A 16,192-nucleotide genomic window follows, 5' to 3' on the forward strand; every position below is an offset into this window, starting at 1 on the left:
ACCCCGGTACCCGGCCCCCGCAGCCGACCCCGGGCGCCGACCCGGGACGCGACCACGGCAGCAGAATGGACCCATGGACCAGGGTGAGCGGCGTGGCGGCGGTGTGACGGGCCTCCAGGCCGACGACGCGACCGTCTTCGGACGCGGCACCGCCCTGCTCGGGTGCGGCGGTGGCGGCCGTGTCGACCACATGGTCAGCGCGCTCCGATTCGCGCTCGGCGACCGCAGCGTGCCGGTCGTCGACCTCGACGACCCCGCGCTCGGCTCGGTGGTGGCCGTGGGGATCATCGGGTCGACCAACGTGCTCGAGGAGAAGATGCCGAGCGGCGAGGAGCTGCCGGCCGCGCTCGCGGCGGTCGAACGCTGGACGGGCGTCCGTGCCGACGCCGTCGTCGCCGCGCAGATCGGCGGCGTGACCGGACCGGCCGCGGCCCTCACCGCCCACGCCGCCGGACTGCCGCTCGTCGACGCGGACCTGGTCGGCCGCGCGGTCCCGCGCATCGACCAGCTGTCGGTCTTCGTCGGACCGACCACGACGGTCACGGCAGCGGCGGCCACCACGAGCGGGCTGCGGATCGTCGTCGACGCCCGGCACCCCCACGACGTCGAGACGGTGTGGCGCGAGGCCGTCTCGCACAGCGGCGGCTGGGCGGCCTTCGCGATCGGCCCGGTCCCGGTGGCGCTGCTGCGCGAGCGGGCCGTCGTCGGCAGCGTGCAGCGCGCCCTCCGGATCGGACGCGCAGCTGGTGGTGCACGCGACGCGGCGGAACTCGCCGCGCTCATCGGCGGCCGGGTCGTCGCGCAGGGCCGGGTCATCGACGTGCAGCGCGAGGGGGACGCGCTCGCGTTCGTCCGCAGCAGCCTGGCCATCCGCGACGCCGGCACCGGTGCGGTCGCCCGGGTCGAGGCGGGCAGCGAGTACGTGCACTGCCTGGTCGACGGCCTGCCCGTCGCCAGCACGCCGAGCGTCATCACCGTCGTCGACGCGCGCTCGCTCGCGCCGGTGGCGACCGACCGCACGCGGGTCGGCAACGAACTCGCGGTGCTCGTGCTGCCGTCGGCGCCGTGGTGGTGGGCGGACCCCGACCGCACCGCGCACATGGGACCGCGGGCGTTCGGCATCGACGCCGACGTCGTGCCCGAGGCCGTGCGCCAGGTGCTCGCGTGAACACCGTCGGCGACCTGCTGCCGCTCCTGCCAGCAGGCACCCGCCTGCTCGTCGGCCCCGGCAGCACGGCGGTCCGGAGCGTCCGTGGGGTGGTGGGGACCCCCGACCAGGTCGGCCGGTCGCTCGCCCAGGGCGACGACGTCGTCGTGCTGCTCACCCCCGTCGACCGTGCGGACGCACGCTTCGACGTGCTGCTGCGTCGGGCGTCCGCGGCCGGCACCGCTCTGCTCGTCGTCGACGGATCGCTGGAACTCGGCCCCGGCACCACGACGCTCGCCGACCGGCTCGGCGTCGCCGTCCTCGCCACCCCGGACCCGTGGGCGACCTCGGTCCGCCTGCACGAACTGATCGGCACCGGGATGGGCCCGGCGGCCCGGGCGGCCCTCGACGCCTCCCGCGTCGCACTCGACGCCGGCCCCGAACTCGACGACCTGTTCGCCCGGCTCGACCGGTCGCTCGGCCACCCGGTGCGGTTCCTCGACGCGTCGGGCCTGGCACTCCGCGGAGCCGCCGTCGACGACACAGCCCGCGCCGTGCTCGTCCGCCGCGCCGGCACGAGCGACGTGCTGATCGCCGAGGGCGTCGACGAGACGCTCGTCGCGATCCCGGTCGGTACCGGCATCGGACCGCGCGCCTGGCTGGCCGTCGGTCTGTCCGTCCCGATCGCCGCCGAACAGCAGGTGGTCGCGAGCGCCCTGCAGGTCGCCGCCGTCGCCGTCGGGCACCGGCTGCTGCTCACCCGGCTCGACGACGAGCGCGACGCCCGCTACCGGATGGCGATGCTCGACGAACTCCGTGCTGCCGACGGGGCGCCCGCCCCGCAGCTCGTGCAGCGGACCATCGCCGCCGGGTGGCGGCTGGACGCCTGGCACGTCGGTGCGCGCGTGGTCGCGCGGCAGGGCGTCGACCTGGTCGCGCTCCGCCAGCAGGTCGACGCCGCGGTGCGCGCCGAGGGAGTCGACGCGGTCGTCGTCGAACAGGCGGACGGCTGGGTGCTGTGGCTGTCGGAACCCGACGAACCCGGCCGGGAGGCGGTGGCCGACATCGCGGGTCGGCTGCGGCGCGCGCAGAACACGCTCCGCACCACCGTGGAGACCAACGTGGGTGTCGGCAGTCTGCAGGCGGGCCCTGCCGGGCTGGTGCGGACGCTCGGCGAGGCGGGCGACGCCGCCCGTCTGGCCGCCAGCCGTCCGGAGTCGGGACACTTCGTGCACGTCGACCGGCTCGGGCTCGCGCAGCTGCTGCTCGCGTGGACGCAGACGGACACGTTCCTGCCGGCCTCTCGGCAGTTGCTCGCGCCGCTCGAACGCGGTGGCGGGGCGCTCCTGACGACGCTCGCCGCCTACCTGGACGCGGAGTCGTCGATCGCCGAGACCGCAGCGGTGCTCGGGGTGCACCGGAACACCGTGTCCGACCGCATCGCGCGGGTGGAGCGGCTGCTCGCGGTGGACCTGTCCGACCCGGAGACCCGCCTCGCCCTGCACCTGGCGACGCGGGCGCGGGCGGGGGACGGCGTCTGAGGGCTTGCTGCGTCAGCTGCGGTTGCCGGCCTGCTCGGTCTCGCGGGTGGGTCGGGCTGCTGCGCCGGTCTCGCGTGCTGCGCCGGAGGCCAGGCCGGCCGCGATGATGAACACGAAGACGATCAGCAGCGCACCGAGCAGGCCGATCTGCTCGCCGAGGAACCCGATCAGGGGCGGCCCGGCCAGGAACGCCACGTAGCCGATCGTCGCGACGGCGCTGACCTTGGCGGCCGCGGTGCGGGGATCGTCGGCCGCGGCGGACATGCCCATCGGGAAGCCGAGGCTGGCACCGAGGCCCCAGAGCACGACGCCGACGATCGCGAGCGGCACGTCGTCGATGAAGATGAGCATGCCGAGGCCGACCACCGCGACGGCGGCGCTGATGCGCAGGACCGGCACCCGGCCGAACTTGTCGATCAGCGGGCTGCCGGCGACGCGGCCAGCGGTCATCGCGGCCAGGAACACCGTCAGCACGGCAGCCCCGCCGGCGTTGTCGAGCCCGTGGCCGTCGATCATCGCGAGGGGCAGCCAGTCGTTCGCGGACCCCTCGGCCAGCGCCATGCCGAGCACGATCACGCCGATGAGCAGCGTGGAGGGCTGTGCCCAGACCTGCCAGCGGGTGAAGGGGGTCGCGACCGGGCTGGTGTCGGTCGACACCGGCTGCTCGACCAGGTGCTCGTCCTGGAACTTCGCGACGGCGACGAGCATGGCGGCGCTCGTGACGACGACGAGCACGATGAAGTGCCACGACACCGGGATCTCGAACCGCTCTGCCAGCGCACCGAGGCCCGCACCGGCGAGCGTGCCGAGGCTGAACGCGGCGTGGAACAGCGGCATGATCGTTCGCCCGCCGGCCTTCTCGGCGGCGGCTCCCGAGACGTTCATCGACACGTCGCACAGGCCGTTGCCGAAGCCGAACGCGATGAGCGCGATCCAGATGGCGGCGAAGCCCCACCCGAGCGTGACCGCGACCCCGGCGAAGATCATCCCGAGCGCCAGGCAGGCCGCAGCCACCTGCACGCCCCGCCTGGCACCGAGCTTCGCGACGATGTGTCCGGCGAACGTCAGACCGCCGATGGAGCCGACCGCCATGCCGAGCACGAGCAGGCCCATCTCGAACGTGCTCGCCCCCAGGGAGTCGCGGACGCTCGGGATCCGCCCCAGCCACGTCGCGATGTCGAGCCCGGACAGGGTGAACACCACGAACACCGCGATGATCCAGGCCTTGGTGGTCGGGACGGTGCGGGTGGACGGCGTCGTCATGGTGGTTCCCATCGTGCTGCGACGCGCTCGGTGCTGCGCGTTCTGGTGCTGGTGTTGCGGTTGTCGAATCGATTCGACTGCTTGTTCCGGCTACGCTAACGGGCGATGGACGAACCGGCAACAGGACCCGGCGCGTCGCCTTCCCGCGGCGGCGTCACCCGTTCGTCGCGCCCGACGCTGGCCGCGGTCGCCCGTGCCGCCGGGGTCGCGCCGTCGACGGCCTCGCTCGCCTTCAGTGGTCTCGGCCCGGTGTCCGAGGACGCCAAGGCCCGCGTGCTCGCCGCTGCCGCCGACCTGGGTTACGGCGGTCCCGATCCCCGTGCTCGTTCCCTGCGCCGCGGTCGCTCCGGCGTCATCGGTGTCGTGATGGACGAGCGCCTGAGCGATGCCTTCCGTGACCCGGTCAACGTCCTGACGCTCGACGGCATCGCCGAGGTCGCCGGTGCCGCAGGGGTGTCCCTGCTGCTCGTCCGGAGTCCGCTCGACGACGAGCAGGGCGCCGGCCCGCTGGTCGATGCCCCGATGGACGCCGTCGTGCTCGTCGGGTGCAACGTCCGGATCGACCCTGCCGTCGCCGTGCTGCGGCGTCGACAGATCCCGGTCGTCGCGATCGAGGCGGCCGAGATCGAGGGTGCTGTCCCCGTCCAGCTCGACAACCGCGATGCCTCTCGCCGTGCTGCCGAGTACCTGCAGGGGCTCGGGCACCAGGACGTGACCGTCGTGACGCTGCCGCTCGACGCCGCACGCCGCCGTGGCCCGATCGACGCAGCCCGGCAGGCCGAGGGCATCGCCTTCACCACGCTCGAACGCCTGCGTGGTGTGCGCCAGGTCTACCCGGACGCCATCGCGATCGAAACCGCCGGCAGCTCGGTGGAAGAGGGGCGTCTCGCCGGCACCGAGCTCTTAGCAGCCGAAGGCCCCCGCCCCACCGCCGTCATCGCCCAGAGTGACCTGATCGCCGTCGGGGTGATCTCGGCCGCGCTCGACGCCGGACTCCGTGTCCCCGAGGACGTCAGCGTCGTCGGCTTCGACGGCATCACTGTGGACGACAGCCTGCTCCACCGCACACCGATCCGGCACCTGACCACCCTGGTGCAGCCCTTCGTGCAGAAGGGCCAGGCCGCCGCCCGTGCCGCCCTGGCGATGCTCGAGGGTGCGGAGCCTCAACCGGCATCGTTCACATCGGAGTTGCGGGTGGGGGACACGACGGGGCCGCCGCCCACTTCGCGCTGATCCCACGTCGTCCGGATTCCCCAGACCGAGAACCTGGCGCACGGGGTCATCGCCCGAATCTGCCGGTAGTGCGCTTGGGCTCCGAGCGGTCGAGCTGGTACAGCGCATTCCGGGTATGACCGACCGCAAACATCGTTTACTTGATGGGGGCAAGCGGGAGGTCTTTGGTAGCTAGCGCGTTCAGATGGGCGCGGCGAGGCGGCTTCTCTGGACCAATGAAGCAACCTCCGCGCGCCCTCGACTCCGGCGACCACGATCTCGTCTGAGCATGCTCCAAGATCGATCCGGGGCTCCGGAGTGTTGTTCCGGGGGGCGACTTCTCGCCTTAGTCGCTATCGATTGGCTCGGTAATCGTCTCCACTGTGTCGTTTGGTCGGAGGCCTGCCACCGAATCGACCGGTTCGAGCGGCATTTTGATACGTACGTCACGCGCAGCGGGCACAGCATCCGTGGCCAAGACCATCGCTTGCTCGAACTCAGCTCGCGTCGTCTCGGGTTCACCGGCGAGCTCAACGGAAAGCGCACCGCCCGCGTACTCCGTCACGTTCTGAACCCAAACCATCCCAGCGGTCTCGCTGCGCACAAGCTTATTGAGGTAGTCGCGGAAGCTCGAGTAGGGCGCACCAGTCGTCAGCCGCGCGTCGAGCGCGGCGCGTTCTCTCGGCGTGCCGTGGCTCATGCTGTTAGCCAGCCGATCCTGCCCTGCAGCGAGGGACCGAACCCGGCTGACGAGTTCTTCGAGCATTGACGTATCATTACGCGGCTCGACGTTACCGTCGGCGTCCTCGTCCGGCTGCCAGGAGGCCTCCACCGCCGGCCACTCCGCTGAAAACAAGAGTGCAACTGCCTTCTCCGGGAACGATTCTGCGGCAGCGTTGACGATCTGTGTGAACAATTGTCGGACCGATTCTCGCTGGCGAAAGTGCGTCGCTTGGAAGTCCGCCAAGGGCGTGTCTACGTCTGCCGTTGAAAGATCGAGTAGGACTGTTGCCACGCGGCGGTTCAGTAACTTGGTGGACAGCGCACCTGCCTCGTAGTTGATCCAGGGCTTGTGCAGGTTTGCGCGAGACAGCACCACGATCCCGTAGTCCGTCGCCGACAACTCTTGTTCGATCGCGGCAATGCCGCGCCCTCCCCGCGGGATGTCGATGCTCGACACAAACGCTTCGACGTTGCCGGTTCCGACCGTGTGTAGCGCGTCGCGAAGCGCCTCGGCGACACGGCGCTCAGCGTCGCCGGACCAGCTAATGAACACCTTCATGTGCTGACCGTATCGACGATTGGCGCATGTTGATGTCCTCGGGGACCTAAATCTCGGGTCAGACGTTGGAGAAGGCCACCGAACGCATCTGCACTGACTTGGTGCCAGAAGGGTCGACAGCGACGCAACTGGGGACGTTCTCGTCCCTTGGCGCGATGCCAGAGAGGCGCGTTCGCGGCAGAACGGATGAGCTGCTTGCGAAGCAGCGACATGCGGATCGTGACAGGTACCGCGGGATTCAGGCAGGAAGCGAGACCATCGGTGGCCATGCCGAATCTCTGGACACGTGCTTGGACGTGCCCTGGCGACAGGGCGGCGAGCCTGCAATCAGCCCGATCAGCGGCACGGCACAAGCTGCGGACCTCGCCCGCCCCCCGTTTGAGGGCTATCGGGTCAACCGAGGCATGGTCATGTTAGAACCCTCATGTCTTCGCAGCCAGCACCCCTTCTCCGGACCGACGACCTCATCGACGACAGTGTTGTTGCCAACGTTGACGGAGACGAGTTTGAGCACGATGCGATCGCTGGACGAGTCGTCGAGGTGCTGAAAGCGGGTCGCACGCCGTTGAACATTGCGCTCTACGGCCCCTGGGGTTCCGGGAAGTCTAGTATCTATCGCCTCATGAAGGAGCGCATGGATGCGGACAACAGCGTGAAGCTGGTGCGTTACGACGCTTGGAAGTACGGCGAAGATTCGCTCAAACGTAACTTCATAAGTTCAACCGCACGATCTCTGGGACTCGACCACCACAAGAAGTTTATGCAGGGTCTATACGAGACGCGCCGCGAGGTCAGACTTGACTGGGTCGCATTCTTGAAGCAGCACTGGCGCTCACTCCTCCTCATTCTGCTGTTCGCTGCAACCGTCGCGACAGGATGGGCGGCCATCGTTTCACTGGCCGCTATTGCAAAGGGCCACTTCCTAGACGATTTCTGGAAGCACCTGCCCACTTCGATGCTCACACTCGGGACTGTTCTGCTTACACTTATGACGTCGCTCAAGATCGTGGACGGCGCTAATCTTACGGTCGAGTCGAGTGCGCCAAGCTCGGACGAACAATTCGCCGAGACGTTTCGCGAATTGATTGCCAGCGCAAAGAGGAAGTACGGCGCGCAACGCTTGGTCTTCTTCGTAGATGAACTCGATCGGTGCGCACCGAGCGAAGTCGTCTCGACGCTGGTCAGCCTCAAGACGTTCCTTGACGAACCCGATGCAGCTTTCGTTGTTGCCGCAGACCGTCTAGTGCTTGAAGCAGCCCTTGATGATGGCCTTCGTCAGGTCACACCCATCCGCACCAACGAGCCGTACTACAGCACCTCTGGCGCGTTTCTGGAAAAAATCTTCCAGTATCAGTTCGCGTTACCACCACTCCGAGAGCGCGCGCTGACGGGCTTCGCCAGAGATCTTGTTGCGCAAAGAGGTGGACTATGGCGACAAATTCGCGAGCACGGATCGGATGAATTGCTGGAGGCAGTCGTATATGTCCTCATACCGGCACATGTCCGCAGTCCGCGCCGCGTTAAGGCTCTTCTCAATTCGTTCGCAACGAGTTGTCGGGTTGCCGAAGCGCGGGGTATCAGCTGGCTCCCGCGTGTACTCGAACTTGCACAACTTTCGACGCTCGAGATTGAGTTCCCCGACGTAGCGCGGAGCCTTCTTAGCCACCCGTCACTTTTGCAAGCTTTGCGAAACGAGGACTCGGCTTCTGACGACGCGAAGGAAGTAGCGAACGCTCTCAAGACAGGAGCGGGACCGAGCGATCTGATCGAGGACGACGACAACGGTAGCTCAAGGGATGAGAGATCGGCGGCGGTGAGCGCGCTACATCGTCAACTCGTCCGATACCTCGAGCGTGTAGTAGTCACCGGCGTCGTCGATCCGAGCCCGGACCTCTTTTACCTCCAGCAGCCTGGCGGGTCGCAACGCTTCGAGAGTGAGGCGGTGGCGCGAGCTGTGGATATGAGCGAGGATGAGTCGGTCGCGACAACTTTGAGGGCCTTCGAGGGTGCCTCGCCGGCGGACTGTCTTCTCGGCATCGAGGTGCTTCTTGGTATGGCCGAGAACGCGTTTGGACCCGGTCGTGGGAACGTTCTCGAAGCGGCGGCCCGCTTGTCCGAGGAAGTGCCCGGCGAGACGCTCCGTCGCTCAGCAAGACGTTTCGTCGCACCGCTTGTCGCCGCTGAAAAGAAGCATGATCTACGGGATGCGGCGAGCCCCGGCGCGATCCGGATTCTAGCAGCGGCAGAAAGCGACAGTCTGATCCTCCTGATTGCTGGGCACGGCACTGACGCTAGAACGCTCCTCGAAGCCTCGCACCTGGCGGGGGCGATGAAACAGGAGGACATCAATGTTCTGACGGATTTCATTCTCGAACTGATCAAAAATGGCAACGATGACCTGCTGACGGAGCTTATTCTTCGGGCGGACGAGCGGATAGTTACGGAACTTGTGAAGGCGTCCGCGACCGTAATGCTCGAACGGCTTGAGAAAAGCGGCGTCGAGATGGCAGGCACTCGCGCCGTCCCCGCCCACAAAGAATTCGCCGATGCTCAGTCCAAGCTCAATGAATTGGTCAAGGCGGCCGAGGGCCGTGTTATGAATCCGGACCTGATGGTGGAGGTGATGACTTTTGCGCTTGGATCAGATGACGCAGACCTACAATCGGTCGCACTCAGTGTTGCCCGTGAGCATATCGAGATCGCGGCGGAAGGGGCGCCTCGCAGCGCGATCGCGTTGATTGCGTCAAGCTACGCTGAAGATGCCGAGTTTGAGTTTTGGGCGAGCAATATAACCGGTGGCGAGCCCGCTGCGCTGGCTGATTTTATCGTGAGGATGCTCGATTCGCTGCGTCTGGATGAGAGCGGGGAGGTCACCTCAGGTATATCGAGCGCCATCGCAAAGATCGGCGGATTGATACCGAGCATTGAGTCCACGGATGAACTGCGGGCGGGTGCGCAAGCTCTGCTCGATCAGGAGAACTGGGCTCAAGGAGGCGCGAGCAGGGTCGACAGCGTGTATGGCACGGTCCGTGCGCTCGAGTCCGTTCTCGGCGCTGAGACCATTAGCGAACTGCTCTCCAGTGATATTCGGCGCGAGGCGGTTGCTTCATCGTTCTCTGCTAGTGGGCTTGTTGTTCTTCGACGACAGCTGGACGCTTCCGGGTCGGATACCGTCCGACTCCTTGCCGAAGCGCTTGAGGCTGAAGCATTGAGTGAGAAGCCCCTAGTCGCGCGTCTCGAGTTCTACGCCGTACGGCGCACCGAGCGAAGCTACTGTTCGTTTGTTCGCGGACATTTCAGAGTACGTAGAGAATGGTGAGGTGGAAGTGATCGCTGATTGGTTGGGGGCGAAGCCCGCGGTCGAAGATGTGCTCACGCTCATGGGCCGAGGACGGGTGAGTTTGCACCCAATCAGCGGCTACGTACGACACCTCGGCGACGCTGACGCCGATCGGCTTTGGCTTGAAGCGGAGTCGCTTGGGTGGCCCACGGCTCATCTGAGAGCGCTCGCACGCCACACTGTTGGCGACTCGGCGGTTGCCCGCCTTCGTGAACGAATCGTGCTTGCGCCACGTTCGGATGAACGGGCGGCGGCCACTGAGCGCCTTCTGACTGTCCCGTTCACTTCCCAAAGTCCGGGCGCGGATCGTTTGATGGAGATCGCCCTCGATCTTTTGAAGACTGGTATTCAGACAAATGCCGCGCTTGCGGCCCAAGTCGTGGGTCATTTGCAGATGATCCCTCGAGGTTACAAGATGTCTCTGCGTGATGAGTTCAATGCAGCGCAAGACAGGCACGCAAAGGCCTTTAATGCCGCCCAAAGTCAAAAGCTCGACAAGCTCGGTGTGCTTTCGCCCCAGAAAAAGAGCATCCGCAAGAAAAGACGGTGAAAGTGGTTTGGTGTAAATGTGGCAATTGGACCGCTCTGAGATACCTATTCAAGTGCGGTCCCGTAGAACGATAGCCCGTCCGCTTCTCTTTAATCCACCCTGGCACTTGGTCTTCGTCCTACTCCGTGTCTCTATGGACGAGTAATCTTGCAAGCCGTGTGTTCAACGCCGTGTAATGGGCCGCATCGAATTGCATACCCGGCGAATGTTGCCCGTCCGCGCCCCGAGCCCCACCACCGCGACCAGGTTCACCGCACTCCCCACCAGGAATCCCGTGGTGCCACCAGCGACACCGGCGACGGGTCCGAGCACCGCCATGAGACCAGCGCCGACGACGAACCCGGCGACCGAAGCCAGTGCGACCTGTCGTGAGCGTCCAGCGGCGAGCAGCAACGCCGCCGGCACGAGCCCGACGGTGAACACCCACACCGCGACCATCAGGTACCGCAGGTCGGCGACAGCAGCGGCGCCCTCGGCGGGGTAGACGATCGGCAGGAACCACCCGGCGAGCAGAGCGATCAGGCCGAAGACGACGGCGGATGCAGCAGCGAACCCGACGACGAGCAGTAGCGCTCCGCGGGAGCGCAGCGATCCACCATCGGTCCGGTGCGCGAACGCTGGCACGAGCACCTGCCCCAACGCCTGCCCGAGCATCGATGCCGGCGTCGCCAGGGTGAAGGCGGCGGCGTAGACACCGGCGTCGTGCGCGGACGACGTCACCTGCGCCGAGATCATCGTCAACTGCAGCAACCCGTTCGAGGTCACCACCGCCAGCACGTTCCACGCCGCGAACCCGAGCACCCCGGCAGCGGGTTCGTGCGAAGCTGGCGAGAAGCCGTTGCCCCGCGGCCAGCACGCGATCGCGAACACCGTGTACCCGATGGCCAGGGGCAGCAGCACGAAGGGCTCGAGCCGTGCGACGCACGCCACCACGAGCAGCCCGAGCGCCAGCACGCTCGTCACGGAGTCCCAGAGTGCGACCCGCGGCGCCCGGTCGTAGCCGAGCTGCGCGCCGCGGGCGTAGCAGTAGAGGCCGTACCCGACGACGACCGCGGCACCACCGAGCACCATGCCGGGGCCGTTGCCCCAGGCCAGCGCGACCGGCACGGTGACCGCGGCGAGCACCACGCTCGACACCAGCATCGACACCCCGAGCAGCCGGTTCACCGCGGCGTCCGACCGCCGACCCCGCAGCGCGATCGCCAGGAACCGCGACGCGGTGTTGCCGGCGGCGTTCGGCCAGAGCAGCGCGACGAACACCGAGAGCGACAGCAGCGCCGTGGTCTGCCCGAGGGTCTCGGTGCCGAACACCCGCCCGACGACGACGGTCACGAGCAGCTTCGCGACGCCCTGCACCCCGATGCCGACCGTGGCGAGCACCGCCGACGAGGCCACCGAAGACGACGGCGCCGCAGGCTCAGCAGACGAGGCAGACGAAGCGGGCCCGGCCGGAGAAGACCCGCTCATCGCGCCAACGCCTGTTCCACCCAGCCGCGCCGGTGTGCCCGCACCCCGAGCGTCACCGCTCGGACCCCGATGTACCCGAGGGCGAAGGCCGCCCACAACCCCGCGAGCGTCCCGCCGGCCCACCAGAGCAGCGGCAGGTAGACGACGAGGTTCAGGCCTCCGGCGATGGCCAGGTACCGCGCATCACCGGCGCCGATCAGCACCCCGTCGAGCACGAAGACGTACCCGGCGACGGGCATCCCGACGGCGATGAGCACCAGCACGACGGGCAGGGCGTCCCGCACCGCCCGCGAGTCCGAGAACACCGGCCCGAGCACGCCGCTCACCGCCAGGGTCAGCACCCCGAGCAGCACACCGCCGGCGATCCCGAGCAGCACGAGCCGTCGCGTCACCAGTCGCACCCGCTCCGGGTCTCGGCCGCCGAGTCCGTGCCCGACGAGCGCCTGCCCGGCGATCGCCAGGGCGTCGAGCGCGAACGCCAGCGTCGAGAAGACGGTCAGCCCGACCTGCGTCGTCGCCAGTCCGGTGGTCCCCAGCCCGGCAGCGGCCCCGACGGTCGCGAGCATCGCGATCCGCAGCGACGCGGTCCGCAGGAACAGCCAGGCACCCGACCGCAGTGCTCGTGCGACGCCCGAGGCGCCGGGTCGCAGCGGCGCCCCCGACGACCGAGCGGCCCGCACCGCGATGCGCACGTAGACGACGGCCATCGCCCACTGCACGATGACGGTGCCGGCGGCGGATCCCTCGACGCCCCAGCCGGCGCCGTAGATCAGGACGGCGTTGAGCAGCCCGTTCGCGACGAACCCGATGGTCGCGACGACGAGCGGGGTCTTCGTGTCCTGCAGCCCACGCAGCAGCCCGGTCGAGGCGGTCACGACCAGGATGCCGGGCAGCCCGATCAGCGAGATGGTCAGGTACGCGGTCGCGTCGGCCGACACCTCGGCCGAGGCACCGAACAGGTCGACGAGCGGCCCGGCGAGCGGCCACCCGACCAGCGCCAGCACCACCCCCAGCACGAGCGCGAGCCACATGCCGTCGATGCCCGCGTGCACGGCTCCGCGACGGTCGCCACCACCGAGCGCTCGTGCCACGGCCGGGGTCGTCGAGTACGCCAGGAACACCAGCAGCCCGGTCACCGTCGACAGCACGGCACTCGCGAGCCCGACGGCCGCCAGCGGCGTCGCCCCGAGGTGCCCGACGAGCGCGGTGTCGGTCAGCAGGAACAGCGGCTCGACCACGAGCGCTCCGAGCGCCGGCACCGCCAGCCGCACGATGTCGCGGTCGACCGCGCGCCGCTCAGCGGTCACAGCGGGTCGCGTCGGTCGGTGCACCGACCCATTCTGTCGGCGATGCCGACCCGTCGTGGTCACCAGGCGCGGTGGGCGTGACCCCGGGACGGACTGGAGGCCCGTGGCCGTGTCCGCCACGGGCCTCCAGTCCGGTGGTCCCACGTCGTCGGGCTTGCGCCACGGACGACCTCGTTGCGCGACGAGCCGATCCGCTGGCGTCTGTAACGCTGGAGCCATGACCGGACACTCCAGAGTGTGAAGGACGAACAGGACGACGGCCCCCTGTGGACGCGAGCGGTCCGTGATGACGGGGCTGCGTTCGCCGCGCTGTTCGACCGGCACCGACCGCGCATCTACCGACGGGCGTTGAGCCTGACGGAGAACTCGCACGACGCCGAGGACATCACGGCGGCGGCGTTCTACGAGCTCTGGCGCAAGCGCAAGAGCGTCACCCTCGTGGCCGGTTCCGTCGCTCCGTGGTTGCTGGTCACGACGGTCAACCTGACCCAGAACCACCGACGCGCAGCGGCGCGGTACCGGAAGCTCCTCGACGCACTCCCTCGGGACGATCCCCACGCTCCTGCCACGGACGCCGAAGACCTCGAGGCCCGCGAACGCCTCAGGACGACGATCCGGGGACTCGCGCCGCAGGACGCCGCGCTGCTGGTGCTCACCGGAGTCGAGGAGATGCCGGTCTGGCAGGCCGCGCAGGCGGTCGGTCTCAAACCGCCGGCGGCACGCGTGCGCTTGCACCGGATGCGCCAGCGCCTGCAACGCGACCTGCACGACCTCCGTCCCAGTGTCCGCAACGCACCGGAAGGCACCTACTGATGAGCATCGACATGAACCCCGACGCCGCAGCAGCGGTCCGCTCGGAGCTGGCCGCCATCGGGACACGACGGAGCGCCCTGCAGCGCCAGCAACGACGTGCACGCATCGGCGTCTCGATCGTCTCCGTCGCGGCGATCGCGGTGACGACGAGCGCCGCCGCCCTGGTCGTCGCCGGGCTCCCGGGGACCACGACGACGGCAGCAGTCGGGCGCACGACCACTGCGACGCACACCGGTCCCGCCCTGATCGACATCGGGCAGGCTCCCGACACCGCGGGTGCCGTGATCGTCGACATCACGTGCCGCAACGACGTCGGCATGGTCCGGGTCCCCACCGTCGGAGGGGGCGCATCCGGCCTGAGTTGTCGGGACGAAGGGACGATGCGCGTCGTCGACGGCCGGCTCCCGGAGCGGGGGACGACGACGTTCAGCATCGAAGCGTCGGCGGGGACGCGGTGGACGGCGACGCTGCAGTACGCCACCGCGGTCACATCGGACTGGGCGGTGAACGACAAGGGCCAGACCTACGGGGTCCCGAACGCGTCGGGTCACCCGGATCTGGTCCCGGGGAGGGCGGACAACGGCCGCAAGGGCTGGGTTCTGTGGAGCGAGCCGGACGGCGGCGACGTGTACGAGTCCGACGGCACGACCGTGGTCGGGCAGTGGACGGCGGGGGTCGCCGATGAGGTCCCGCTCGATCAGCGGTACATCGACGAGCAGGAGTCCGTGCAGACCGCGCCTCCGTCGCCCAGCGCGCCCCGCTGAACCGGGCGAGGAGCGCGTTGCGGACCGGAGCGACCGACTGGGGGGCGTTCCGGTCCGCAACGCAGAACGGGACGGACGGGAGGCCCGTGGCCGTGTCCGCCACGGGCCTCCAGTCCGGTGGTCCCACGTCGTCAGGCGCGTGGCGACGGCCGGCCGACCACTCGCGTCAGTCGGCGCGCGGTTCCGCGGGGACGGCGCCGGTGGCGGCGTGTGCGGGGTCAGCGACCTCGGTCGAGGGCTCGTCGGTGCCGCGGGCCCGGCCGATGACGTCCATCACGTGGTAGACGACGATCGCGGCGATGGTGCCCACGATGATGCCGCCGAAGCTGGCCTGGCCGAAGGTGAACGTGAAGTTCGCGATGCCGATGATCAGGGCGATTCCGGCGGTCAGCTGGTTCTTCGGCTTCGAGAAGTCGACGCGGTTCTCGACCCAGATCCGGATGCCGATGATGCCGATCAGGCCGTAGAGCGCGGTGGTGGCGCCCCCGAGAACGCCGGCGGGCACCGAGGAGATGACGGCGCCGATCCTCGGCGACAGGCCGAGCAGGACGGCCGCGATCGCGGCGACCCAGTAGGCGGCGGTCGAGAAGACGCGGGTGGCGGCCATGACGCCGATGTTCTCGCCGTAGGTGGTGGTGGCGGAGCCGCCGCCGATGCCGGCCAGCACGGTCGAGATGCCGTCGGCGAAGAGCGCGCGACCGGTGAGCGGCGTGAGGTCACGGCCGGTCAACTGCCCGACGCCCTTGACGTGGCCGACGTTCTCGGCGACCAGCGCCAGCACGACCGGAACGAACGCCAGGTAGATCGGCAGCTGCGACGGGTCGAACGCGGGAGCGGTGAAGTCCGGCAGACCGATCCACGGCTTGTGGCCGACCTTCGAGAAGTCGACCTGACCGCCGATGAGCGCCGCGACGTACCCGACGAGCACGCCGATCACGATCGACAGGCGGCCGATGAGGCCCCGGAACAGGACGGTGACCAGGATGATCGTCGCGAGGGTGATGACCGCGATGACCGGGGCTTCCGTGAAGTTGTCCCGGGCCGACGGTGCCAGGTTGAAGCCGATCAGGGCGACGATCGCGCCGGAGACCACCGGGGGCATCAGCCGGTCGATCCACCCGGCGCCGGCCAGGTGCACGACGAGCCCGACGATCGCGAGCAGCGCACCGACGACGATGATGCCGGACAGGGCGAGCGGGATGCCGCCGATCTTGGTCGCCGCACCGATCGGGGCGATGAACGCGAACGACGAGCCGAGGTAGCTCGGCAGGCGGTTGCCCGTGATGAGCAGGAACAGGATCGTGCCGATGCCGCTGAACAGCAGCGTCGTCGACGGCGGGAAGCCGGTGATCAGGGGCACCAGGAACGTGGCGCCGAACATCGCGACGACGTGCTGCACACCGAGGCCGATCGTCCGGGGCCAGGTGAGCCGTTCGTCGGGTGCCACGATCGTCGTCGCGGAGACGGTCTTGCCGTCGCCGTGCAGCTTCCACGGAAGTCCCATGC

General features: G+C 68.5%; 12 protein-coding genes. 7 read left to right on the forward strand and 5 right to left on the reverse strand.

Going from position 1 to position 16,192, the window contains the following annotated elements:
• The first annotated feature begins 73 nt into the window (after nt 1-73).
• Nucleotides 74-1,168 (forward strand): DUF917 domain-containing protein, encoded by a 1,095-nt coding sequence (locus MXD64_RS00365; RefSeq protein WP_263136922.1) that lies wholly within the window; start codon nt 74-76, stop codon nt 1,166-1,168.
• The gene (locus MXD64_RS00370; RefSeq protein WP_263136923.1) at nt 1,165-2,688 is read left to right on the forward strand and encodes a helix-turn-helix domain-containing protein; all 1,524 of its coding nucleotides are present in this window, start codon (nt 1,165-1,167) and stop codon (nt 2,686-2,688) included. The genes MXD64_RS00365 and MXD64_RS00370 overlap by 4 nt, the downstream gene beginning before the upstream one ends.
• 12 nt (nt 2,689-2,700) lie before the next feature.
• Here MXD64_RS00370 and MXD64_RS00375 read toward each other — a convergent pair whose 3' ends face one another.
• Entirely contained in the window at nt 2,701-3,951 is a 1,251-nt protein-coding gene (locus MXD64_RS00375; protein ID WP_263136924.1) for an MFS transporter, read from the reverse strand.
• 105 nt (nt 3,952-4,056) lie between these two features.
• Between MXD64_RS00375 and MXD64_RS00380 the strand changes: the two genes are divergently transcribed.
• Nucleotides 4,057-5,184: a substrate-binding domain-containing protein gene (locus MXD64_RS00380; RefSeq protein ID WP_263136925.1), complete on the forward strand. Its 1,128-nt coding sequence runs from the start codon at nt 4,057-4,059 to the stop codon at nt 5,182-5,184.
• 325 nt (nt 5,185-5,509) lie between these two features.
• Here MXD64_RS00380 and MXD64_RS00385 read toward each other — a convergent pair whose 3' ends face one another.
• The gene (locus tag MXD64_RS00385) at nt 5,510-6,445 is read right to left on the reverse strand and encodes a toll/interleukin-1 receptor domain-containing protein (RefSeq protein WP_263136926.1); all 936 of its coding nucleotides are present in this window, start codon (nt 6,443-6,445) and stop codon (nt 5,510-5,512) included.
• A 424-nt stretch (nt 6,446-6,869) separates the two neighbouring features.
• On the opposite strand from MXD64_RS00385, the gene MXD64_RS00390 reads away from it, so the two are divergent.
• Nucleotides 6,870-9,764 (forward strand): KAP family P-loop NTPase fold protein, encoded by a 2,895-nt coding sequence (locus tag MXD64_RS00390; protein ID WP_263136927.1) that lies wholly within the window; start codon nt 6,870-6,872, stop codon nt 9,762-9,764.
• Nucleotide 9,765: 1 nt separating this feature from the next.
• On the forward strand, nt 9,766-10,335 hold the full coding sequence (locus tag MXD64_RS00395; protein ID WP_263136928.1) for a hypothetical protein: 570 nt from the start codon (nt 9,766-9,768) through the stop codon (nt 10,333-10,335).
• A gap of 162 nt (nt 10,336-10,497) precedes the next feature.
• On the opposite strand, the gene MXD64_RS00400 is transcribed toward MXD64_RS00395, so the two are convergent.
• Together MXD64_RS00400 and MXD64_RS00405 are read right to left on the reverse strand one after the other, a co-directional pair.
• Nucleotides 10,498-11,715 carry a lipopolysaccharide biosynthesis protein gene (locus MXD64_RS00400; protein ID WP_263136929.1) on the reverse strand — a complete coding sequence of 406 codons (1,218 nt, stop codon included), beginning with the start codon at nt 11,713-11,715 and terminating at the stop codon, nt 10,498-10,500.
• Between the two features lie 83 nt (nt 11,716-11,798).
• Nucleotides 11,799-13,109: an MATE family efflux transporter gene (locus MXD64_RS00405; protein WP_263136930.1), complete on the reverse strand. Its 1,311-nt coding sequence runs from the start codon at nt 13,107-13,109 to the stop codon at nt 11,799-11,801.
• Nucleotides 13,110-13,346: 237 nt separating this feature from the next.
• Here MXD64_RS00405 and MXD64_RS00410 point away from each other — a divergent pair, with 237 nt between their 5' ends.
• Both MXD64_RS00410 and MXD64_RS00415 read left to right on the forward strand, forming a co-directional pair.
• Complete coding sequence (locus tag MXD64_RS00410) at nt 13,347-13,922, forward strand: RNA polymerase sigma factor (protein ID WP_056072533.1); 576 nt, start codon at nt 13,347-13,349, stop codon at nt 13,920-13,922.
• Nucleotides 13,922-14,686: a hypothetical protein gene (locus MXD64_RS00415; RefSeq protein ID WP_263136932.1), complete on the forward strand. Its 765-nt coding sequence runs from the start codon at nt 13,922-13,924 to the stop codon at nt 14,684-14,686. Before MXD64_RS00410 ends, MXD64_RS00415 begins: the two co-directional genes overlap by 1 nt.
• A gap of 166 nt (nt 14,687-14,852) precedes the next feature.
• On the opposite strand, the gene MXD64_RS00420 is transcribed toward MXD64_RS00415, so the two are convergent.
• The gene (locus MXD64_RS00420) at nt 14,853-16,190 is read right to left on the reverse strand and encodes a uracil-xanthine permease family protein (protein WP_263136933.1); all 1,338 of its coding nucleotides are present in this window, start codon (nt 16,188-16,190) and stop codon (nt 14,853-14,855) included.
• Between the last annotated feature and the right edge of the window lie 2 nt (nt 16,191-16,192).

This window comes from Curtobacterium sp. Arg-1 (genome assembly GCF_025643395.1).
Taxonomy (GTDB): Bacteria; Actinomycetota; Actinomycetes; order Actinomycetales; family Microbacteriaceae; genus Curtobacterium; species Curtobacterium poinsettiae.